Here is a 22,103-nt window from a genome sequence, read left to right on the forward strand (position 1 = left end):
GACGCCACGGGGCACCCGACGCGCCTCGGCGGGCGACGACGTCGATCCGGCGCCGCGCATCGAGCCCGGGATGCGGCGACGCCGGGGCGCCTGGACACAACGCCGCCGCCGGGTCCGTGCGACCCATCCGCGGGATGCCTCCTGACTTCATCTCTCCGCCTTGTCGATGCAGCCGTCTCGCGGCCGCTTCGGTCAGGCCGCCTTGATGTCGCCCAGGAACACGCTGACCTCCTGCGTCAGGGTCGCCGCTTGGCGGGACAGGCCCTGGGCCGCCTGGAGGACTTGGGCGGCCGCCGCGCCGGCCCGGCTCGCGCCGTCGCTCACGCCCGCGATGCTCCGCGTCACCTGCTCGGTCCCGCGGGCCGCCTCCTGCACGTTGCGGGTGATTTCCCGGGTGGCCGCACCCTGTTCGTCCATCGCGGCGGCGACGGCGGTCGCGTAGCTCGACATCTCGCCGATGATCCGGCCGATCCCCTCGATATCGCCGACCGCCTCGTCGGTGGCAGCCTGGATCTCGCCGATACGCGCGCCGATCTCGCCTGTGGCCCTTTCGGCCTGCTCGGCCAGCGCCTTGACCTCGTCGGCCACCACCGCGAAGCCCTTGCCGTGCTGTCCGGCCCGCGCGGCCTCGATCGTGGCGTTGAGCGCCAGCAGGTTGGTCTGGCGCGCGATGCCGGCGATGACGTCGACAAAGGCGGCGATGCGTTCGGCCGTGGTGGCCAAGTGACGGACCGTGATCCCGGTGCGCATCGCGCGCTCGACCGCCCGGTCGGCGATCTCCGCCGACCGGGTCACCTGCTCCACGATCTCCTGCACGGAGGTCGCCATCTCCTCGGTCGCGGACGCGACGGTCTGCACGTTGCCGGACGTCTGCACGGCGGCGCCGGCCACCGTGGCGGCCTGCTGCGTCGCCGCGCCGGCAATGCCGGCCATCGCCTCAGCGGTCGTCTCCATCTCGGAGGCGGCGTCGGCCAAGCTCCGTGTCATGGCCGAGATGGTCGCCTCGAAGCGCAGCGTCACCGCATCGAGCCGCGCGGCCCGGTGCATCTTGGCCGCGTTCTCGACTGCGGCCGCCTCGTCGGCCGCGCGCTTGGCAATCATCGCCTCCTTGAACACCTGCACGGCGCGGATCATCGCGCCGATCTCGTCCCGCCGCTCGACGCCCGTGACGGTCACGCTCAGATCCCCGGAGGCCAGCCGGCCCATCAGCACCGTGGCGCGATCGAGCGGCCGGGTCACCCGCGCTAGGACGGCATGCAGGCCGAACAGGATGGCCACGCACGCTGCCGCCAGAAGGATGATGAGGACCAGCCTGGCCAGGGAGGCGCTGGCCTGGGCCTGCTCGTACTCGATCTGCGTTTCCCGGAGCTGCAGTGACCGCAGTTGCACCAGCGCGGCGGCGGTCGGGGCCATCATGTGGTTGAGCGCGAGGTGGGCGGCGGCGTAGCCGTCGAGATTGCGGGTGCGCAGGCGCTCGAGAATGTCGGCGACGATGACAGCGTTCCGGCCGATCTGCGCCTCCATGGCGGCTGCCAGCCCCTTCTCCTCTGGAGTCAGATGGCTCGTCAGATAGGTGGCCCATTGCTGCTTGATGCTGGCGAGACCCGCTTCGATCTGCCTTGTCGCATCAGCTGGGTCGGCAGCGGCCTCGCGCACGGTCCGCGAGGCGTCGACGATCGTGTCGTAGGCGTCGCGGATTGCCAGGAACTGGCCCAGCGGGACGACCCGATCCGAGTAAACGGCCTGGAGGCTGCGGTTGCTGCGCGACAGGGCCCATTGGCCGATCAGGTCGGACGCCAGCAACAGGGTCCCGAGCAGAGCCAGCAGAATGACAAGACGACTCTTGATTGTATTGAACACGGCCATGATCACTTCCCGACCCCAAGCGGCGGACCGTGACATTACCCCATCCCACAGCGCGATCCGCAACATAATCGGTTCATCATTTCGGCACTGCGGATGTTTCCCATCATGGACGACAACATATTCAACACAATCACGGCGGACTTGTACTTTAATTTATTCGGATATATTAGATCATGATACCACGAAGATTTCGGGAGCGCGCTCTTGAAGCCCTGTTGAAACTTGACAGCGGGAATGGATTTCGGCCCCGTCAGCCAGATCCGCCAGACTGCAGCGAGGCCCGGGACGGGCACCGTGATGGATCGGCCGTTGGCCAGGCGGGTGCCGAAACGGGCGCTGGCGCGTTCAGACCGGGATGCCTTCTGCGGGCGCCTCTCGACTGTGAGCCTTGAACGCCATGAGACCCCTCCCGTTTGCAATCACCGCCATCCTGATCGCTGCCCCAGCATGGGCCGACACGGTGCCGAACCTCGACGTGGAGAAGACCTGCAAATCGGCACAGGTCACCAACACGTCCATCAGCGACCAAGCCAACTACGACGGCTGCCTCCGCTCGGAGCGGGAAGCGAAGAAGGAGGCCGAGCGCCAGTGGGGCACCTACAGTTCCGCCGCCAAGCGGCAGTGCGAGAACCAGTTCAAGGCGGGCGGCTACCCGTCCTACGTCGAGATGGTCACGTGCCTCGAACTCGCTTCCGGCACGGTCCCGACCCAGAGCAACGAGGGCGGCCAGGCCGTGGGCGGTCCGGGCTCGCCGCGGGACGTCAAGGCGCAGCGTGAGGGTGCCGCCAACCTGACCAAGGAGCCGCCCGCGAGCCAGCGCACGGACCCGATGAAGGTGCTGGAGAGCAAATGATGTGACGCGGCCGGCGCTGGCGACCCATTCCCCCGGCGCCGACGCTTGAGAAAGCGGCGGCGTGCTATGGGCGGGCGACCCGTCCCCGCACGCCGCCCTGATCCGTGAACGCCCTCGCCATCATCGCCCCGATCTTCGGGATCGTCCTGATCGGCTGGGCGGCCGCCCTCGCGGGCCTGCTTTCCGAGAAGGTGAGCGACGGCCTCTCGGAATACGTCTTCGCGGTCGCCGTGCCGGCGCTGATCATCGCGACGCTGACGAAGCCCGGGATGAGCGGAACCGTCGCGTGGTCCTACTGGGTCGCGTATTTCGGCGGCGCCGGCATCTCGTGGCTCGTCGGCACCCTGATCGCCCGGCGACGCGCCGGAATCGAGCGACGGGGTGCGATCCTCCACGGCTTCGCGGCGAGCCAGTCGAACACCGTGTTCGTCGGCGTGCCGATGATCCTCCAGGCTTACGGCGAGGACGGGGCCTTCCCGTTGTTCATGCTGCTGGCCGTCCACCTGCCGCTGATGATGGGCAGCGCCACCTTCCTGATCGAGTCCGATTCGGGCCTGCCCGTGCTGGCGCGGATCCGGGGCCTTGCCCTGGTGCTGCTGCGCAATCCGATCTTCGTGGCGCTGCTGATCGGCATGGCCATGAAGGCCCTCGGCCTCGCGCCCATCGGCATCGCGAAGGCGCTGATCGACGCCTTCGCCGGCACCGCCTCGACCTGCGCGCTGGTGGCGCTCGGCGCCGGGCTGAAGCGCTACCGGGTGCTGTTCGACCTCAAGGGTGCCGTGGTGATCGCGCTCCTGAAGAACCTCCTGCATCCGCTGGCGGTGTGGGTGCTGGCCTTCCACGTCTTCGCGATGCCGCCGGCCTATGCGGGCGTCGCAACCCTGTTCGCCGCGATGCCGGTGGGGATCAACGCCTACCTTCTGGCGGCGCGCTACCGGACCGAGACCGGGATGGTGGCGGCCTCCGTGCTGGTCTCGACCCTGCTGGCGCCGCTCACCACCGTAGCGTGGCTCACGCTGCTCGGCCGGGCGTGACGGCGGGGCTCCGGCGTCACCGTGCGCGTTGGACGACGGCTCTCGCGGGACTAGGGTGTGCCCAAGCGCGGGTCCCCGAGGTCCGCCGCATCCTTCGCGAGGAATCCCCATGAACGCTCCGATGCGCCCCCCGGGCAGTGCCTCCCCGTCGGCCCCGGCCTCGCCGCGCTTCGTCTGGGATGATCCTTTCCTGCTGGAGGACCAGCTCACCGAGGACGAGCGGGCGATCCGCGACGTGGCCCAGAGCTTCGCACAGGAGCAGCTCCTGCCCGGGATCGTCGAGGCCTACGCCACCGAGAAGACGGATCCGGGCCTGTTCCGGAAGATGGGCGAGCTCGGCCTCCTCGGTGTGACCCTGCCGGAGGAGTACGGCTGCGCGGGCGCCTCCTACGTCGCCTACGGGCTGGTGGCGCGGGCGGTCGAGGCGGTGGATTCGGGCTATCGCTCGATGATGAGCGTGCAATCCTCCCTCGTCATGTATCCGATCCACGCCTACGGCTCGGAGGAGCAGCGGCAGAAGTTCCTGCCGAAGCTCGCCTCGGGCGAGTGGATCGGCTGCTTCGGCCTCACCGAGCCCGACGCCGGCTCGGATCCGGCCGGCATGAAGACCAAGGCCGAGAAGGTCGACGGCGGCTACCGGATCTCGGGCGCCAAGATGTGGATCTCCAACGCCCCCTTCGCGGACGTGTTCGTGGTCTGGGCGAAGTCCGAGGCCCACGAGGGTGCGATCCGCGGCTTCGTGCTGGAGAAGGGCATGAAGGGGCTGTCAGCGCCGACCCTCAAGGGCAAGCTCAGCTTGCGCGCCTCCACGACAGGCGAGATCGTCATGGAGGGCGTCGAGGTCGGCGAGTACGCGCTGCTGCCGAACGTCTCCGGACTGAAAGGTCCGTTCGGCTGCCTCAACCGGGCCCGCTACGGCATCTCCTGGGGCGCGATGGGCGCCGCCGAGGATTGCTGGCACCGCGCCCGCAACTACACCCTGGAGCGCAAGCAGTTCGGCCGGCCGCTGGCGCAGACCCAGCTCGTCCAGAAGAAGCTCGCCGACATGCAGACCGAGATCGCGCTGGGCCTCCAGGCCTCCCTGCGGGTCGGGCGGCTGATGGACGAGGGCAAGATGGCGCCCGAGATGATCTCGCTGGTCAAGCGCAACAATTGCGGCAAGGCGCTCGACATCGCCCGCACCGCCCGGGACATGCATGGCGGCAACGGCATCATGGGCGAGTACCACGTGATGCGCCACGCCCAGAACCTCGAGACGGTGAACACCTACGAGGGCACCCACGACGTCCACGCCCTGATCCTCGGCCGGGCGCAGACGGGGCTGCAGGCGTTCTTCTGAGGCTCGGGGACGCGCCTCCCATCCGCGTCCTCATCCTGAGGTGCGGGTAGGATCCCTCTGAAGCGACGGGGTGATGTCACTCCCCGCCCTCCTCGCCACCGAGCGACCATTCGAGCACCCGGGCCAGGTGGTCGTACGCACCGTACTGGCTGGCATATTGCGGGTAGGGCCGCGCCGTGTAGGCCGCCTCGCCGGTCATGAATCGGGCCACCAGTCCCCGCAGCCGCGCGGCGTGCTCGGCCACGATCGCCTCCACGCCGCGCTCCTCGCCCCGGGGCGGCTTCACCGGGATCGGGACGAAGGGCTTCCGCCCGCCCGAGGCGTGAACGTAGAGCAGGTCCGGCGTCGTCTGAACGGCCGGCAGACCCGCGAAGGCGCCGTGCATCAGCATCGCCGCCTCCAGGGTGAGCTGCGGCGAGAATCCGGAGAAGATCATCTTCCCGGAGGGCGGCGTCCCGGTCTTGTAGTCGACGATGCAGGCGGTACCGTCCGGCCGCAGCTCGATCCGGTCGGCCCGGGCGCGCAGCGTGAAGGCCTCGCGCCCCATCGGGATCACCCAGCGCCCGGACACCTCCGGGAAGACCCGGGTCAGGCCGGGCCGGCGCTGCGCCTCCCAGTCGAGATAGGCCGAAGCCATGCGCTCGTAGCGCGGCCACCACTCGGCGTAGAGGTTCGGGTACTCCGCCTCGATATCGCCGAAGGCGTTGACCGCGAGGTTCAGCAGCCGCTCCGCCGAGTCCGGCGGCAGGGTCGTGGAATGGCGGGCGGCGAAGGCTGCGAAGACGTCGTGCACCAGGGAGCCACGGGTGGCGACGCCCGGCGCAGCCGCCAGCGGCTCCAGGGGATCGAGCCCGAGGACGTGGCGGGCGAAGATGCTGTAGGGGTCGCGCACCAGCGTCTCGATCTCGGTGACGCTGAGGGAGCGCGGGAACAGGGCCGGATCGGGTTTCGGCGCCGGGCGCTTCAGCCGCGGCTCGGGAGGGGCGGCGTCCAGCCGGGCCGCGAGGGCGGTGAAGCGGCGGCCGGCCGTCAGGACCGCGTCCCAGCGAGCGTCACCCGAGAGCGCGCGCAGGCGCTGGATCAGGCGCGACGGCACCGTGGGCGCGCCCTCGCGCTTGAGCGCCCGGGTGATGATCGCATCCCGGCAGCCGAGCGCCTGCACGAAGTCGTGCGCCATCTGCCCGATCCGCCGCTCAGGCGGATTCAGGCCGACGCGCTCGCGCATGGGCCGGTTCAGGAACGAGTCGGTCAGCGTGCGCACCGGCCAGACGCCCTCGTCGAGGCCGCCGAGCACCACCCGGTCGACCGAGAGCAGCCGCGCCTCCAGCAGACCGAGGATGCGAAGCCGTGGATGCGGCGTCTCTCCGGCGCAGGCGACGGTGCGCTCGCGGGCGAGCGCGGTGAAGAAGGTGGCGTAATCGTCGAACCGGCCGGGCATCAGGCCGGGCTCGGCCATCTCCAAGTCGTCGAACAGGGCATCGAGGCAGGACAGCGAACCGTCCGGTTCCACCTCTGGCTCATCCTCCGGGCCGGCGATCAGCCGGTCGAAGGCCTCCCGGTGGCGGGTAGCCGTCGTGACGAGATCGCAATCGCCGGCTCCATCCGGCCCCGGAAAATCCCGGAAGACCAGATCCAGCCGGACGAGCAGATCGGCGGCCAGCTCCCAATCGATGTCCTTCAGGCGTCTCTTGGCCCGTGGCCGATGCTCCGGGGGCCCGGCCCTCTCCGCGGCCAATGCGGTGCGCAGACCGTCGAAACCCGGAGCCGGAACCGGACCGCGCAGCAATCCGATCTCAAGGGCTGCGGCGCCCCGGACCACGTCGGCCCGCTTCATTCCGAGGAGGACCATCGGATGCGACAGCAGCGCGATCAGCCGCGCGGGGATCGCGTCCGCTTGATCCCGGGCGATATCGGCTGCGAGTTCGGCCGTGAGCCGGGCGAGTCGTCCGGCGGGACTACCGGCGAGGGCCAGTCCCGCCGAGTCCTCCGCCACGATGCCCCAGCGCAGCAGTTCGACCGCCACCCGGCCGGCGAGCCCCCGGTCCGGCGTGACCAGGGCGGCGGTGGCCCCGGGCCTCTGGAGCGTCTCGCGGAGCGCCACGGCTGCGACCAGGGCCTCTTCCCGCTCGTCGGCGGCCTCCGCGAGCGCCAGACCGTCGAGGCCGAGCCGGGCTACCGCGTCGCGCGCTTCCGCCTCCAGGGCGGCCCAGGCGTCGGTGGTGTCGGCCGGCCTAAGGGCCTGGGACAGCAGGGCAGCCCGCGCCGCCTGACCAGGATCGGGCGCGCCGAGCGGGACGATCTCCGCGCGGTCGAGGCCGAGGTTTTCCGCTCCGAGGAGCCGGTGCAGCACCGCCTGCGGATGACCGTGGGCGATGACCCGGGAGAAACCCTCGCCGGTATCGATGCCGTCCCAGCCTGCGGCATCGAGATCGAGGTCGAGCCCGGGCAGCACCACCGCGCCCCGCGGCAGCCTCGCGACGGCGGCGATCAGGCGGGCCGTCGCGGGGACCGATCCGAGCGAGCCGGCGACGATCACCGGATCGGAGACGACACCGCGCGACAGCCGCCGCTCCTCGGCAAGGATCAAGCCCCGGGCGCGGGCCACGGGATCGGCGAGACCCCGCTCGGCCAGGAGTTTCGGCCAGTTCTCGGCGGCGATCTTCACGAAGTCGAGCGTCAGGCCGAAATAGCGCGAATACTCCGCCTCGACGGCGGCGCCGATCTCCGACCAGGGCAGGCCCTCGACAGTGAGGGCGTCCATCAGCCGTTCGAGGTCCGCGGCGAGCCCGACCGCGTCGGCGGGGGAAGACGGGACGAGGAACGGCACTTCGGCGTCCAGCGGCAGCAGAGTGCGATCCACGGTCTTGGCCCAGGCCTGGACGAGGCGGGCGAGGATCAGCCGGCGCTCCAGCGGCGGCATCGGAGTGTTCAAGGGATCGGCGTTGGCCTCCAGCAGGGGCTCGGCGGCAAGGTCGAGTTCCGCCTCGTCGGCCTCACCGAGGGGTATCATCCGGGGCAGCAGGGTGGCCTGACCGGGTGCATCCCGGCCGAGGCGCTCGGCGAGGATCGCGGCGAGCGCCCGGGCTGCGCGGCGGGTGGGCAGGTAGATCGTGACCGCGGCGAGTTCCAGCGGATCGTCCGTCACCGGCCCGACGAGCCGGCCGGAGAGCAGCGCCTCGGCCAGAGTCGGCAGGAACGGGACGCCGCGGGTGATGGTGAAGACGGCCTGTCGGGCGGGCATGACGGGGGTTCTACGCCCGGCACGCGGCCGCGGACAGGGGGCGATGGGTTGGTGCGGATCCGGAAGCCTCTGCCACGCGCCCTCCCGCCTCTTCCGGCGGGCGCGCGCGGGTAATTACCCACGGGGTAGCTTGGTCGTCGGTTGAACGCCCGCGGCTGCGCTCCTGCCGAGCCAAGCTTGCCTCTTGCGCGGGTCGTCTCTTGCGCGGGGCGAATTTCGCTGATTCCTTCGTGGGATGGGCCGCAGCGAACTGGAACGGCTGAGCCGCGAGGAGCTGATCGAGCTGGTGCTGCGGCTGCAGCGGCCAGAGAAGACCTCGCGGACCTCGTCCAAGCCGCCCGCGACCGATCGCAAGGAGCAGCGGGAGCACTCAAAGCCCGGCGGCGCCAAGCCCGGTCACGAGGGCCATAGCCGCGTCGTCAGCGATGATCCCGACGCAGTCGTCGAGCATCGTCCCGAGGCGTGTGCGTGCTGCGGCGCCAGCCTGCACGCCGCTCTTCCGGCAGAGATCATCAGCGTCGCCGAGCAGATCGAGCTGCCCGCGGTGGAGCCGATCGTGACGCAGCACCAGCGTCTCGCGGTCCGTTGCCCGCGCTGTGGAGAGCGGGTGGTGGCACCGGTGCCGGAGGCGGCGCGCGGCACCGCGTTTGGTCCGCGGCTGCATGCGGTGGCGACGTACCTGAAGACCTTTCAGGCGCTCTCGTATGAGCGGCTGCAGGCGGCGCTCTCCGACCTGTTCGGCCTCACGCTCAGCCAGGGCGGGCTGATGAACCTGCTCCGCCGCGCGCAGGGCTGCTTCCATCCTGGTCGCGACGCGGCCATCACGACCCTGCGCAAGGCTGAGGTCGTCGCCTGCGACGAGACCGGCGTGCGCATCGAGGGCTCGAACGCCTATCACTGGCTGTTCCACTCGGCGCAAGCCGTGGTGCACACGGCCTCGCCGACGCGCGGTGCTGTCGTGGTGCGCGAGATGATGGACGGGCATCGGCCCGCAGTGTGGATCTCGGATCGCTACACCGCCCAACAGGGCCATGCGGATGAGCACCAGACCTGCCTGGCTCATCTGGCCCGCGACGTTGCCTACGCCGTCGAGGCCAGCGACGATCCCGTCCCCTGGCGTCTGCAACTCTGGCTACAGAACGTGTTCGCCCTGGCCGAGCGCGTCACAGACTTGGCTGCCTCGACGCTCTCGGCCAAGCGCCGGAGCCTTGATCGGCAGCTCGGCGCCATCCTGGCCACGCCGAGCCGCTGTGACCTGACCCGCGACCTGCAGGCCAAGATCAGCCGCGCGCGCGATCAGCTCCTGGTCTTCCTCGCCTATCCCGGAAAGGTCGAGCCGACCAACAACGGCTCCGAGCGGCTGCTTCGTCCGGCCGTCGTGCAGCGGAAGGTGACCAACGGCTACCGCGCCATGTGGGCGGCCGAGGGCGAGGCCGCCATCCGCACCGTCGTCGACACCGCGCGCCTCACAGGCAGCAGTTCCTTCGACGCCATCCTCAAAACCATCGGCGCTTGAACCCTGCCATCAAACGCGTGGGTAATTACGCGCGCGGCGCGTTACCGCGGCGCTCTCAGCTCCTGGATCCCGTCGCGGCGCCGTAACCGGCCCGCCGGCCGAAAACGACGCCGGACGTGAGCCCCGAGCCCCCCGGATAGCCATTGAAGAATACACCACCCACCATCTCGCCGCAGGCGTACAGGCCGGGGATCGTGCTGCCGTCCTCGCGCTTCACGCCGCCATCGTCGCCGACTTCGACGCCGCCATACGTGAAGGTGATCCCACCGGTGACCGGGTAGGCCTTGAACGGGCCCGTCTCGATCTTCTGCGCCCAATTCGATTTCGGCAGGGCGAGCCCCTTGGTGCCGCGCCCATCCTTCACGGTCGGGTCGAACGGCACCGCCTCGTCCACGGCGGCGTTGAAGTCCGCGATGGTGCGCTTCGCCGCCGCCCGGTCAATGCCGTCGAGCTTGTCGAGCAGCCCGTCCAGGGTGTCGGCCTCGACGAAGTGGGCGTCGTGGAACCGGTACTCGCTGTAGAGCAGGTGATCGACCTTGGCGTCGAAGATCTGCCAGGCGACGTGGCCCGGCTGTTCCATGATGGCGCGGCCGAACTGGGCATAGGTGTAGTTGCGAAAATTCTTGCCCTCGTCGACGAACCGCTCGCCGTTCGCGTTCAGCATCAGTCCCAGGAAGTAGCAGATCTTCCGGTAGTGCTTGCGCTCACCGTGCGGCAATTCGAGATTGCCGTAGTCGGGGGTGTGGAGGTCCATCGGCGTCGCGTGGCAGCCGCCGTAAAAGCCGTGGGCCTTCGCGCCCAGCGCCAGGGCCATTTCCAACCCGTCGCCCTGGTTGTGCGGCGTGCCGCGGACCCGGGCCTTGTCCCAGCCCTCGCCGATGAAGCGCGTCCGCAGGGCGGCGTTCGACTCGAAGCCGCCGCAGGCGAGCACCACCGACTTGGCGTGAAACGCTCCCTGCGGCGTCTCCACGCCGACGACCCGCCCGTCCTCGACGATGAGCCCCTTTGCGGGGCAGCCGTAGCGGATCTCGCCGCCGGCCTTGGTGAAGGCCTCCAGTTCCGCCCGGGCGAGGCCGAAGCCCTCGTCGTGGGTGGCCAGCGTCAGGCCGCCCCAGAAGACGAAGCGTCCGTCCTTCTCGAAGGACTGACGGGAGTAGATCGGCTCGAACTTCACCCCCTGTGTGGCGAGCCAGCGCAGGGCCGCACCGCTCTCGTCGATCAGGATGCGCTGCTCACGCGACAGCGGCCGCCCGTCATTGAAGCCGAGGAGATCCTGCTCGAACGTCTGCGCCGTGTAGGCGCCGAAATCCGTGCGCGGCAGGCGCGGATCCTCGGGGTCGACCAGCAGCGGGACCAAGTCATCGTTGCCCGCGTAGACGAACCGCATGGCACCGGCCGTGTAGGCCGTGTTGCCGCCGGCGAGATCCTGCTCGGCCTTCTCGATCATCAGCACCGAGGTGCCGCGCTCCAGGGCGGCGAGACCAGCGCTCATGGCGGCGTTGCCCGATCCGACCACGACGACATCCCAACGATCACCGCCAGCCCGCTGCATCGCCATCTCCTCGCTCCATGAAAGATTATTGTATACGACTGCATGCAATCGATCGCAACCATCATGGGCGCGTTTCGGAGCGGACGCTTTCACGCTATGGCCAAGCCGAGGAGAGGTGGTCATGAAGGCGGTCGAAGCGGAGCGCTCCAGCGGAGCCGGTGCCTACGAGCGTCTGCTGCGGGCGATCGAAGAGGGTGAACTCGTGCCCGGCAGCCGCCTGCGCGAGGCCGAACTTGCGGAGCGGTTCCAGATCAGCCGCACGCCGGTGCGCGAGGCGCTGGGACGTCTGGAGGCGCAGGGCCTCGTCGCCCACGAGCCGCACCGGGGCGCCAGCGTCGCACAGCTCGACTACGGGCAGGTCAGCGAGCTGTACGACCTGCGCGAGGTGCTGGAGGGAACGGCAGCACGCCTCGCGGCAATTCACGCCAGCGCGGTCGAAACCGAGATTCTGGAGGAGATGGTCGTCCGGGACCGAGGGCTGCTCGGCGACGCGCCGGCGTTGGCGCGGACCAATCGGCTGTTCCACCGCCAGATCCACGGGGCGGCGCGCAACCGCTTCCTGCAGGGCACGCTGGAGACGATGCGCCTGTCGCTGGTGCTGCTGCCCGGCGCCACCACCCTGGCCGCCCCCGAGCGAGCCGCGGAATCGCTCGCGGAACACACCGCCATCGTGGCGGCGATCCGCGCCCACGACGGGGACGGCGCCGAAGCCGCGGCCCGGGCACATATCCAGGCCGCCTTCAAGGCCCGGATCCGGATCTGGCAAGAGAGCTGAGCGGTGCGTCAGGCGTGGGCGGGGACGCGCTCGATGCCCGGGCGCCCCCGGAACAGGGCCAGGGTCGCGATGATGCCGCAGGCGGCGGCCGCCATCAGCCAGTAGCTCGGTGCCGCCCGGTCGCCGGTCTGGTCGATCAGGTAGGTCGAGACCATCGGGGTCGCGGTGCCGAACAGGGCGGTGGCGAGGCTGTAGGCCAGGGAGAAGCCGCTTGCCCGGACGTGGGCCGGCACCACCTCGGACAGCGAGACCACCATCGCGCCGTTGTAGACCCCGAAGAAGAACGAGAACCACAATTCGACGGCGAGCATCTTGCCGAAGGTCGGGTCGGCCACGAGCCAGTGCAGGGCCGGATAGGTCGTCAGCAGCGAAAGGATCGAGATCGTCAGCAGCACCGGCTTGCGGCCGATCGCGTCCGAGATCGCCCCGCCGACCGGCAGCCAGATGAAGTTGGTGATCGCGACGCACAACGTCACGATCAGGCTGTCGGTCTCGGTGAGCTTGAGGACGTTCTTGCCGAAGGTCGGGGTGTAGACGGTGATCATGTAGAAGGTCACCGTGGTCATCGTCGTCAGCATCATCCCGAGCAGCACGATCCGCCAGTTGGCCGCTACCGTCGCCAGGATCTCACGGGTCGAGGGATGCCGGGTCCGCTTGGCGAAGGCCGACGTTTCCTGCAGCGAGCGCCGGATGAAGAAGATGAACGGCACGATCAGGCAGCCGATGAAGAACGGGATCCGCCAGCCGAAATCACCGATCTGCTGCTTGCTCAGGAAGGCGTTCAGCCCGTAGCCGATCAGCGCGGCGAACATGATCGCCACCTGCTGACTGGCCGACTGGAACGAGGTGTAGAAGCCCCGCCGCTGCGGCGTGGCGATCTCGAACAGATAGATCGAGACGCCACCGATCTCGACGCCGGCGGAGAAGCCCTGCAGCAGGCGCCCCGCCAGCACGATCAGCGGGGCCGCGACGCCGATGGTGCCGTAGCTCGGGCAGAAGGCGATGAGCACGGTGCCGCTCGCCATGATCGCCAGCGTGACGATCAGGCCCTTCCGGCGTCCGATCCGGTCGATATAGGCGCCGAGCACGATTGCCCCGAGGGGGCGCATCAGCGCGCCGAGCCAGAACGTGCCGAAGGTCAGGAGCAGCTCGGTGGTCTCGTTGCCCGCGGGGAAGAAGGCCCGCGAGATGTAGGTGGCGTAGAAGCCGAACAGGAAGAAGTCGAACATCTCCAGGAAGTTGCCGCTCGTCGAGCGGAGGATCGCCTCGATCCTGGACTTGAGGGTCGCCTCGACGGCACCTGGATCACCGGCCATGTTGCAACGCTCCCTGGGTGCCGCTCAGGCACCGATCCACTTCATGGCGATGATCGTGCCGGTCACGGTGAGCGCACCGCCGATGCGGGTCGCGATCTGCGCGAACGGCATCAGCGCCATGCGGTTCGCCGCCGTGAGGATCGCCACGTCGCCGGTGCCGCCCTGCCCGCTGTGGCAGGCGTTCACGATGGCGGTCTCGATCGGGTACATCCCGAGCCAGCGGCCGACGAAGAAGCCCGTTACCATCAGCGTCACTACCGTCGACACGATGGTGATCAGGTTCACCAGGGTGAACGCCGCCATCAACTCGTTCCAGGGCGTGAGCGCCACGCCGATGGCGAAGAGCAGCGGGTAAGTCATCGAGACCTGAACGAATTTGTAGACCACGAAGCCGCCGGCCTGGAGATGGGGCGACACCGCGCTGGCGAGCTTGGCGAACACCGCCAGGAACAGCATCGCCACCGGCGCCGGCAGGCCGACCATATGGTGGGCCATGACGCCCAGCAGATAGAGGGTGATGGCCGTCAGCCCCGCCGCACCGATCGTGGCGGGGTCGATCTGGCCCCGCGCCGCCTCGGATTTGGCCTGTGCATCGCTCGACTTGATGCCTTCGGAATCGGGCTGCAGGCGCCCCTCGCCGGTGAGGTGGGGATATTGCTTGCCCACGTAGTTGAGCGTGCCGGACAGGATGATCGCGGTCAGCGATCCCAGCATCACGGGCGGCAGCACCTGCGCGAAGACCACGCCCTGTTGCATCCCGAGGATCGCCGCGTATCCGATGGAGAGCGGGATCGCGCCCTCGCCGACACCGCCCGCCATGATCGGCACGACGATGAAGAAGAACGTCTTGTAGGGTCCGAGGCCCAGCAGGGTGCCGACCAGCGTGCCGACGAGGGCGGCCGCCACCGAGCCGACCGCGAGCGGCGCGAAGATCTTCAGGAAGCCCTTGATCAGGACGTCGCGATCCATGCCGAGGATCGAGCCGACGATGATGGTCGCGATGTAGATGTAGAGGAAGTTGGTGAACTTGGTGAAATCTGTGATGGCCTTGACCATCTGCGGCGGCACCAGGGCATAGTAGACGAGGGCCGAGGGGATGAAGGTCGCGAAGATCGCGCCGGCGCCGATGTTCTTCAGGACCGGGATCCGCTTGCCGATCTCCGCGCAGGTGAAGCCGCCCATCACCAGCACGGCGATCATGGTCGGCCCGTCGGGCTTGATCTCGCCCTCCTGGACCAGCACGCCGATCAGGATCGCCAGGATGAGGTAGACCGGGAGCGGTATGATGCCGATTTTTGCATCGACCAGGCGCCACCAGCGATCGGGCCAGAACCGCGCCGCGCCCGCCTCTGCCGCCCGACTCTCGGCCGGTGGTGGTGCAGAGCGTGTTGTGGCAGTGCTGGTCATGGCGTTCCCCCGAACATCCCCACACCGTGCGCCGACCACGTCACGATCCGGAACGCCATCGCGCTCGCGACCCGTCGAGGTCAGCATCACCGGCGGCAATAAAGTGACATTCGGCGTATCAGCGCCGCCGGGGGGCGGCAACGCGTTCTGGAACAAAGCGCGCGACCTGTCGCGCGCGCCGGGATTAAGGACGTCTGATACTCCTTACGATTGCCACAAGGCCGGTCGTGCCCGCCCTGGTTGGCGAAGGCTGGTCTTGAGGTCCGGCTCCGTCTACCCCTGCGCACGCAAACGCAGCGAAGACGATCCGGCAGGCTTCCGGAGCGCTTCCGCCGACGTCGAGTCGAAGCCTTTCTCCCAATCGCGCACGAAAAAATGGGTCCGGCGCGAAGCCAGGCCAGGAAAGCCGCCTCGGTGCAGAGGCGGCCGCACGGGAGCCGGCGCGGAGATCAGGATCCCCGCACCGACATCCTCAATCAGAAGTCGCGCTGGACGCGGACGCGGACCATCGAGGCCGAGTCCTGCGTCGCGGTGCGCGGCACGAAGGTCCCGTTGTTGATGCCTGGAACGTTGGAATAGGCGGTCGGGCTCTTGTCGGTATCGATCGCCCGGCCGCTCTTCAGGCCGATCTGCGTGTAGAAGGCCTCCACGCCGATATCGAGGTCCTTGACCGGCGACCAGATCACGCTGCCGCCCGCCACGAACTGGTAGGTGTCGCGAAGGGCTTGGCTTAACTGGTAGAAGCGCGTGCCCGGAACGCCCACGGCGTTGGCGCCGAAGGTGTTGGTACCGTTCGGGTTCACGAGATTGAAGATCGCGCCCTGGGCCCGGCGCGCGCCCTGCGCGAAGCTCTGCTCGCCGTAGGAGCCGAAGAAGGCCGAGCGCCATTCCGGTGACCAGTAGTGCAGGTAGGCCGCCGTCGCGGTGAAGCTCTGCGAGGTCTGCAGCTGGCCGGTGAACGGGTTGATCGTCGCATCTGCGAAATACTGGGCGAACTTCTGGCCCTGGATGGTCGCGGTGCTCTGCGTGTACGAGCCGGTGTAGGCGGAGTAGCCGGTGTAGAGCTGCGCGCCCTCGCCGTAGGCACCCTGCAGGTAGAGGGCGTCGCCGGGCGCGATGAAGGGCGTGTTGACCTTCAGGCCGCCCTGCACCGCCCAGCCGAGCAGGCTGTTGGTGTGCGGGATGCTGACATTCGATCCGGTTCCGGAGCCGGCGCCGTTGGCGACATTTCCGACATTCAGCTCGTGCGAGGCGGCCGAGATCTGGGCCGAGCCCCAGGCCTGATCGACGCGCAGGGCTCCGACGAAGTCCGGCAGGCGCTCCCGCTGGATCGCGTCGATGAAGCTGTACCGCGACGGGGCGCCGTTGGTGTAGCCGATGAAGACCGGCACCGGCGAGTTCGATTGGGCGAAGTTCGCGAGATTGGTGTTGACCGTGACTCCCGCCGGGTTGACCGTCGGCGAGAAGATCGGAGTGCGGCGGAAGACCGGGTCTTCGACTGAGAGCGTCGCGGACAGGCCGTTGCCGATGGTGGCTGTGTAGGCGAGCAGGTTGGTCGACGCGTTGTCGGAGCCCAGCGTCGAGCCGCCCAACTCGAAGTCGTGAGCGTAGAAATCGAAGAACGAGGACGCGCGACCGGCGGTCAGGCCCGCGAACTGAATGAACGCCTTGTCGACGTTCGAGAATTGCTGGTCGCGGCCGAAGCTGTCGACGCCCAGGCCCGGGAAGGCCTGGCCGATGCGCTGCTGCGTGCCGGAGGTGCCGACGCCGGCGTAGCCGGTGCGGGCACCGGCATCGAGGCGCACGAAGGCGCGCAGCGTGCCGTAGGCGGTCTGGGTACGGGCATCGAGGTTGATGCGCAGCCGGCCCTGATAGCCTGACGTATCGCCGCCGTTGCCATTCTGGCGCGTGTAGCTGGCCTGGTAGCCGCCCTCGAACCGGGCGCGTCCCGAGAGACGCAGGCAGGTGTCGGTGCCGGGAATGTAGAAGAAGCCGGCGCCGTAGGCGGAGCAGACGCGGACGTACTCGATCGGAACCGCCTTCTTGACCGGCAGATCGGCGGCGTGCGCGGCGCCCACCGCCGCGCACGCGGCTGCAGACCCGAGCAACGAGCTCTTCAAGAGCTTCATAGACATCTCCAAATCTTCGAGACCCAGATGCAATGCCTTTCGGCTTTTTTACAGCCAACCGCACTGCAGATTGTTACGTATTATTCTTATCTTTCGGCTCAGATCTCGAGTATTACGTCGGATCTTCCGCCAGGCACGATGATCTTGTCCCGGCAGATCTGATTCCTCAATGAACGATCCGTATTTTTGCGTCCTTAACTGCGCTCTGTTGCCGAACGACAACGTCTTTCATCCATTAAGATGGCCAAGGTCAGTCTTTGCCGGAATATTATGGAAGTATATATCGGATATTCAGAGCAAATATACTGAGTTTGACAAATAATATTTCGGCATATCGGGGGATATGGCATAGACTGAGCGATTTTTACTTCGATCCCACTTGAGCACCCGAGGCCCACCCGGAATGAGCGACTCGATAAGCTGTTGGGCACGCACAGGCTGTCGACTGGCGGAGGCGGCGATTCGCGATTGTCGCCTGTTCGAACGTCCGCGGTTCGCGGTCCGTCCTGTGGACGACGATGCGGCAGACGCACATGTCCGTGCAGGCGCTGTGAGGATGGACGGCAGGGCGCGCGGAGGCTGGCGTTCCGCATCGGGCGCGGCAGCACCTCAGAGCGGTCCGCTTCAAGCGTCGCTCCGCTGCGCCCGGCCTGCAGGGCGGGTCAGGCAGGCGTCAGCATCGTCTCGCGGGCAGCGGCCCACGGCGAGGGCCGGACGCCTCTCGCGCCCGCAGCAGAACCGCCTGCAAGCCTCGACTCGCGCGCGCCAGGGCCGGGCGCGCGCAGGGAGCGCACCAGAACGAAAAAGGCCCGGCGTGAGCCGGGCCTTGAGAGATGTATCGCACAGGGTGGGAAGCCGGGATGAAGGCCCCGGCTCCGCCGTCTTGGATCAGAAGTCGCGCTGCACGCGGACGCGGATCTGGGACACGCCGTCCGAGGTCGTGGTGCGGACGAGGCCGCCGGCGTTGATCGCCGCGACACGAGCCGCAGAGTAGGCGGTCGGATCCTTGTCGGCGTCGATGACGCGACCGTTCTTCACGCCGATCTGCGTGTAGAAGCCTTCCAGGCCGATATCGAGATCCTTGACCGGCGACCAGATGATGTTCGCGCCGGCGACGAACTGGTAGGTGTCGCGGAGCGCCTGGCTCAGAGCGTAGAACCGCGTTCCGGGCGCTCCCACAGTGTTGTTTGCGAAGGCAAGGCCGTTCGCGCCACTGATGATGCTGGACAGCTGACCCTGAGCGAACCGAGCGCCGCTGGCGAAGTTCTGCTCGCCGTAGGAACCGAAGAACGCCGAGCGCCACTCTGGCGACCAGTAGTGCAGGTACGCCGCCGACACGGTGACGTTCTCGTTCTTCGAGATCTGGCCCGTGAACGGGTTGATCTGCCCGTCGTTGAAGTACTGCGAGAACTTCTGGCCCTGGATGGTCGCGGCCGACTGGGCGTAGGTGCCCGAGTACGAGGAGTAGCCGGAGTAGATCTGGGCACCGTTCGCGTAGGCGGCCTGGACGTACAGCGCATCGCCCGGAGCGATGAACGGCGCGTTGACCTTGATGCCGCCCTGCACGGCGAAGCCGTAGGCGGTGTTGGCGTGCGGGATGCTCAGGTTCGAGCCGCCCGTTCCTGCAACCGCCGCGGTGCCGAGGCCGGCGCCCGGGATGAAGCCGAGGTTGTTCTGCACGTTGTTGATGTTGAGCTCGTGCATGGCGGCAGAGACCTGGGCCGAACCCCAGGCCTGATCGAGGCGGAGCACGCCGACGACGTCGGGGATCCGGCTCTTCTCGATGCCGTCGACGAAGTTGAAGCGCGACGGCGCACCGGCCGCGTTGTACCCGGTGATCACCGGGATCGGCGAGTTGGTGATGCCGAAGTTGGTCACCGCCGCGTTGACCGTGACGCCGTTGGCGTTGACGGTCGGCGAGAAGATGCCGGTGCGGCGGAAGACCGGGTCTTCGACCGAGAGCGTCGCGGACAGGCCGTTGCCGAGCGTGGCGGTGTAGGCGAGCAGGTTCGTGGAGAACACGTCCGAGCCGGCCGTGGCGCCGGTGAACTCGAAGTCGTGGGCGTAGAAGTCGAAGAACGAGGACGCACGACCGGCGGTCAGGCCCGCGAACTGGATGAACGCCTTGTCGACGTTCATGTACTGCTGGGCGCGGCCGAACTGATCGACGCCGAGGGCCGGGAAGGCCTGGCCGATGCGCTGCTGCGTGCCGGAGGTGCCGCCGCCGTAGGGACCACCCGAGCGGTAGCCGGCGTCGAGACGCACGAAGGCGCGCAGCGTGCCGTAGGCGGTCTGGGTGCGGGCATCGAGGTTGATGCGCATGCGGGTGCTGTAACCGGCCGAGTCACCGCCCTGGTTGAACTGGCGGGTGTAGGCGGTCTGGTAGCCGCCCTCGAACCGGGCGCGGCCCGAGAGACGCAGGCAGGTGTCGGTGCCGGGAATGTAGAAGAAGCCGGCGCCGTAGGCGGAGCAGACGCGGACGTACTCGATCGGAACCGCCTTCTTGACCGGCAGGTCGGCGGCGTGCGCGGCGCCCACCGCCGCGAACGCGGCTGCAGACCCGAGCAACGAGCTCTTCAAGAGCTTCATAGACATCTCCAAAGCTTCGAGACCCGATGATGCGGACACGCCCGGTTTTCCGGGTCTTGCCGCACGTTCTGTAGGTTTGGCCCGCGTCTGGCGGCAGGCTCCTGCGGGCTCTCGCTTGGCGATGCCCCCGTGCACGAACACCATGTGCGAAGGCGTTTCGGCCGGCAACGAGGATTCGTGTCAGCCTTGGCTGTTCCGCCCGGATGTTGCGGCCTGGCAACAATTTGAACCGGTATCGGCCGCAAATCGCCCCGACCGCGCCGCCGGATGCCAATCCGAACCCCGATCGCGGCCGGTCTTGGGCTGTGAATAGCGCGGGCTCGGCTCGCGGCGGCTCCGCCGATTCGAGCGCGGGACGCGGCGCGGCCTTAGACCCGCCGCCTGGAGCTTTGCAGCCGCCCGCAGCGCGCGTTGGGGGCCGCCTCGGGCGTGGGATGGTCGACGCGGCTGAGAGCCGGTGAGCGGGTTGCGTATTCCGGAGGGGCCTGACGCGTCTGTCGACGTAGTGCTGCGCGCTCAGTCGCCTCGGCGAGACTGGACGAGAGCGAAGCGCGCCGTCGTGAGAGCGTCTACCTCGATGGCACCGCGCGCCGCCGCAACGTCTTGCGCGCTGGACCCTGACGCCATCACGAGATCGGCCGCAGCCGGTGCTTATCGGCTCCACCAGACGCCACACATACTAGTACGCCGCGCCGCGGGTACGACCGGCCGTCGAACCGGCTCCGTGATCCGCGTTCATCCGAAACACCCAGATCTTGCAGGTCCCGAGCGGTGTTCGAAGCCGAGATGCATGGGGACGTGCGGGCGGAGTGTCCCGCCCGTCACGAAGGACTCCGTCGCGCTCAGGCCGGCAGCGCCAGCAGCGCCAGACCGGCCCCCGTCACGACCGCGCCGAGCGCCGGTGCGCCACGGGACGCACCGATCCGCGTCCCTGCGGCACCGAGGGCGAGCCCGGCACCATGGAGCAGGGCCGTGGCGATCAGGAAGCCGAGGCCGAAGGAGAGACCCGAAGCGGTGTCCGGCATTTCGGCGCCGTGCGTGTAGCCGTGGAACACCGCGAAGAACCCGACCACGGCGGCGAGCAGGGCGACCGGCGCCCGCAGGCCGACGATGGCGGCGAGGCCGAAGACGACGATCGACAGCGCGATGGCGGTCTCGGCATGGGGCAGCGCGACGCCGGACATGCCGAGGCCGGCCCCGGCGCTCATCAGGGCCAGGAACGAGCCGGGTAGCGCCCAGAGTGCCCGGCCGCCCTTCAGGGCTGCCAGCAGGCCGACCGCGACCATGGCCAGGATGTGATCGGCGCCCATCAGCGGGTGGAGGAAGCCCGCCTCCGCGCCCGTCGCGGCGCCGTGCCCGGGATGCGCGAGCGCCGCCTGCGGCAGCAGCACAAGCGCCGCCGGAAGGGCGGCCATGGAAGCCATAAGGGCGGCGGGGAACAGACGTTTCATGCAGGGTCCTTCGCTGAGCCCGGAAAGATGTAGCGCTCTTCCTGAGGATCTGCGAGGGCCTGCCGCACGGGTCACAGGGTCATCGCCTCGTGAACCGCGCTCGGTTCGAAGGGCTCGAGGAACGCGGCGCCGACGCCGTGCGTGAAGTGACGGATCACACGGGCAAGCTTCCGTCCCACGCGGATCGTGGCACCGATCTCCAGCGAAGCCTCTACCAGGAGGGCTACACCGGAGGCCGAGACGTTGAGCACATGCCCCGCGACGGCGGGACCATCCCCAACGGTGACGTCGACGATCCTCTGTCGCGGCACGATCCGTCGGTGAAGGCGCAGCGGCTCCGCGCGCAGGTCCTGCGCCCGCGCCAGCGCCACGAACTGGCGCGCCAGCCCGATGAGCACCGGCCGACCTCCGTGGACGGAGACGACGAAGTCCCGGCCGGCCGCCCAGTCGATCCGCGCCTCCAGGAGGCCGATATGCCGGATGCTGCAGGTGAGATCCTCGCCGGGGTCCAGCAGGGACGAGGAGCGGAGTCGGATGCCGTCCGCCGACACGTCCGTGGTAATGGCGTAGAAGTCCCGACGGCGCTGGTTCCAGCACAGAGCAGGCAGGATGACGATGTGCCGGGCGTCATTCATGCCTTCTTTCGCCGCATCTTGAGCATGGGCGCGTTGTGCGATGGATCAGTTTGCCGACATATTCAGCGACTCCGTAAAACTTGAGCGTCGCGGGCTTTCGCCAGCCGGCGCGGTCAGATCTGCACATCTTCCGGGCAAGCGCCGGAAGGTGAGGGATACGCTCGGGCGCGATCTGCCCCGCGGAAGACGGGATCGTGACCGGCCGACCTGCCGCATCCTCGCCCGTGCCCGGGTTCCGGCATCCCTCTCACCACAGCCTCCGGGGTCGTATCCACATCGGAGCGGCGCTCGGGCACGCGTCGAACGCGACAAATGAATTCAAGATGCAATCCTGCGCCGTGGCATGGATGCTGCCTGGGATTGTACATACCATGACGGTACGCGACAGTGTCGCCCGCCG

14 protein-coding genes are annotated in these 22,103 nt (G+C 68.5%); 5 read left to right on the top strand and 9 right to left on the bottom strand.

The window, feature by feature from the left end; translation table 11 throughout:
• Positions 1 to 192: 192 nt before the first annotated feature.
• Positions 193 to 1,866 (bottom strand): methyl-accepting chemotaxis protein, encoded by a 1,674-nt coding sequence (locus tag MMSR116_RS03270; RefSeq protein ID WP_010683763.1) that lies wholly within the window; start codon positions 1,864 to 1,866, stop codon positions 193 to 195.
• A 397-nt stretch (positions 1,867 to 2,263) separates the two neighbouring features.
• Here MMSR116_RS03270 and MMSR116_RS03275 point away from each other — a divergent pair, with 397 nt between their 5' ends.
• The 3 genes from MMSR116_RS03275 to MMSR116_RS03285 all read left to right on the top strand — a co-directional run bounded on the left by MMSR116_RS03275 (position 2,264) and on the right by MMSR116_RS03285 (position 5,092).
• Complete coding sequence (locus MMSR116_RS03275) at positions 2,264 to 2,719, top strand: hypothetical protein (RefSeq protein ID WP_010683762.1); 456 nt, start codon at positions 2,264 to 2,266, stop codon at positions 2,717 to 2,719.
• Positions 2,720 to 2,823: 104 nt separating this feature from the next.
• Positions 2,824 to 3,753 (top strand): AEC family transporter, encoded by a 930-nt coding sequence (locus MMSR116_RS03280; RefSeq protein ID WP_010683761.1) that lies wholly within the window; start codon positions 2,824 to 2,826, stop codon positions 3,751 to 3,753.
• Between the two features lie 109 nt (positions 3,754 to 3,862).
• Positions 3,863 to 5,092 (top strand): acyl-CoA dehydrogenase, encoded by a 1,230-nt coding sequence (locus tag MMSR116_RS03285; protein ID WP_010683760.1) that lies wholly within the window; start codon positions 3,863 to 3,865, stop codon positions 5,090 to 5,092.
• A gap of 76 nt (positions 5,093 to 5,168) precedes the next feature.
• Here the strand turns inward: MMSR116_RS03285 and addB are convergent, their stop codons facing one another.
• A complete protein-coding gene (gene addB / locus MMSR116_RS03290; protein ID WP_010683759.1) occupies positions 5,169 to 8,333 on the bottom strand; it encodes a double-strand break repair protein AddB in 3,165 nt (1,054 codons plus the stop codon).
• 235 nt (positions 8,334 to 8,568) lie between these two features.
• On the opposite strand from addB, the gene tnpC reads away from it, so the two are divergent.
• Positions 8,569 to 9,849, top strand: a complete 1,281-nt coding sequence (tnpC, locus tag MMSR116_RS03295; RefSeq protein ID WP_010684130.1) for an IS66 family transposase — start codon at positions 8,569 to 8,571, stop codon at positions 9,847 to 9,849.
• A gap of 55 nt (positions 9,850 to 9,904) precedes the next feature.
• On the opposite strand, the gene tcuA is transcribed toward tnpC, so the two are convergent.
• A complete protein-coding gene (gene tcuA, locus MMSR116_RS03300) occupies positions 9,905 to 11,401 on the bottom strand; it encodes an FAD-dependent tricarballylate dehydrogenase TcuA (protein ID WP_010683757.1) in 1,497 nt (498 codons plus the stop codon).
• A 121-nt stretch (positions 11,402 to 11,522) separates the two neighbouring features.
• On the opposite strand from tcuA, the gene MMSR116_RS03305 reads away from it, so the two are divergent.
• Positions 11,523 to 12,176, top strand: coding sequence for a GntR family transcriptional regulator (locus MMSR116_RS03305; protein ID WP_010683756.1), 654 nt, complete (start codon positions 11,523 to 11,525; stop codon positions 12,174 to 12,176).
• A gap of 8 nt (positions 12,177 to 12,184) precedes the next feature.
• Here the strand turns inward: MMSR116_RS03305 and MMSR116_RS03310 are convergent, their stop codons facing one another.
• The 6 genes from MMSR116_RS03310 to MMSR116_RS03335 form a co-directional block, all read right to left on the bottom strand.
• Positions 12,185 to 13,492, bottom strand: coding sequence for an MFS transporter (locus MMSR116_RS03310; RefSeq protein ID WP_010683755.1), 1,308 nt, complete (start codon positions 13,490 to 13,492; stop codon positions 12,185 to 12,187).
• A 24-nt stretch (positions 13,493 to 13,516) separates the two neighbouring features.
• Positions 13,517 to 14,899 (bottom strand): 2-hydroxycarboxylate transporter family protein, encoded by a 1,383-nt coding sequence (locus MMSR116_RS03315; RefSeq protein ID WP_010683754.1) that lies wholly within the window; start codon positions 14,897 to 14,899, stop codon positions 13,517 to 13,519.
• Between the two features lie 476 nt (positions 14,900 to 15,375).
• The gene (locus tag MMSR116_RS03320; RefSeq protein ID WP_010683753.1) at positions 15,376 to 17,028 is read right to left on the bottom strand and encodes a porin; all 1,653 of its coding nucleotides are present in this window, start codon (positions 17,026 to 17,028) and stop codon (positions 15,376 to 15,378) included.
• Positions 17,029 to 17,916: 888 nt separating this feature from the next.
• Complete coding sequence (locus MMSR116_RS03325; RefSeq protein ID WP_039893109.1) at positions 17,917 to 19,617, bottom strand: porin; 1,701 nt, start codon at positions 19,615 to 19,617, stop codon at positions 17,917 to 17,919.
• A gap of 842 nt (positions 19,618 to 20,459) precedes the next feature.
• Positions 20,460 to 21,068, bottom strand: coding sequence for a HupE/UreJ family protein (locus tag MMSR116_RS03330; RefSeq protein WP_010683751.1), 609 nt, complete (start codon positions 21,066 to 21,068; stop codon positions 20,460 to 20,462).
• Between the two features lie 71 nt (positions 21,069 to 21,139).
• A complete protein-coding gene (locus MMSR116_RS03335; protein WP_010683750.1) occupies positions 21,140 to 21,703 on the bottom strand; it encodes a type IV pilus assembly PilZ in 564 nt (187 codons plus the stop codon).
• Positions 21,704 to 22,103 lie beyond the last annotated feature (400 nt).

Origin of the sequence: Methylobacterium mesophilicum SR1.6/6 (genome assembly GCF_000364445.2) — a bacterium.
Taxonomy (GTDB): Bacteria; Pseudomonadota; Alphaproteobacteria; order Rhizobiales; family Beijerinckiaceae; genus Methylobacterium; species Methylobacterium mesophilicum_A.

Excerpts from the sequence above, each read along its gene's own strand:
- MMSR116_RS03315 (WP_010683754.1), bottom strand. The coding sequence starts at position 14,899 with ATGACCAGCACTGCCACAACACGCTCTGCACCACCACCGGCCGAGAGT.
- MMSR116_RS03325 (WP_039893109.1), bottom strand. The coding sequence starts at position 19,617 with ATGAAGCTCTTGAAGAGCTCGTTGCTCGGGTCTGCAGCCGCGTTCGCG.
- tcuA (WP_010683757.1), bottom strand. The coding sequence starts at position 11,401 with ATGCAGCGGGCTGGCGGTGATCGTTGGGATGTCGTCGTGGTCGGATCG.
- MMSR116_RS03275 (WP_010683762.1), top strand. The coding sequence starts at position 2,264 with ATGAGACCCCTCCCGTTTGCAATCACCGCCATCCTGATCGCTGCCCCA.
- addB (WP_010683759.1), bottom strand. The coding sequence starts at position 8,333 with ATGCCCGCCCGACAGGCCGTCTTCACCATCACCCGCGGCGTCCCGTTC.
- MMSR116_RS03310 (WP_010683755.1), bottom strand. The coding sequence starts at position 13,492 with ATGGCCGGTGATCCAGGTGCCGTCGAGGCGACCCTCAAGTCCAGGATC.
- MMSR116_RS03335 (WP_010683750.1), bottom strand. The coding sequence starts at position 21,703 with ATGAATGACGCCCGGCACATCGTCATCCTGCCTGCTCTGTGCTGGAAC.
- tnpC (WP_010684130.1), top strand. The coding sequence starts at position 8,569 with ATGGGCCGCAGCGAACTGGAACGGCTGAGCCGCGAGGAGCTGATCGAG.
- MMSR116_RS03285 (WP_010683760.1), top strand. The coding sequence starts at position 3,863 with ATGAACGCTCCGATGCGCCCCCCGGGCAGTGCCTCCCCGTCGGCCCCG.
- MMSR116_RS03305 (WP_010683756.1), top strand. The coding sequence starts at position 11,523 with ATGAAGGCGGTCGAAGCGGAGCGCTCCAGCGGAGCCGGTGCCTACGAG.
- MMSR116_RS03270 (WP_010683763.1), bottom strand. The coding sequence starts at position 1,866 with ATGGCCGTGTTCAATACAATCAAGAGTCGTCTTGTCATTCTGCTGGCT.
- MMSR116_RS03330 (WP_010683751.1), bottom strand. The coding sequence starts at position 21,068 with ATGAAACGTCTGTTCCCCGCCGCCCTTATGGCTTCCATGGCCGCCCTT.
- MMSR116_RS03320 (WP_010683753.1), bottom strand. The coding sequence starts at position 17,028 with ATGAAGCTCTTGAAGAGCTCGTTGCTCGGGTCTGCAGCCGCGTGCGCG.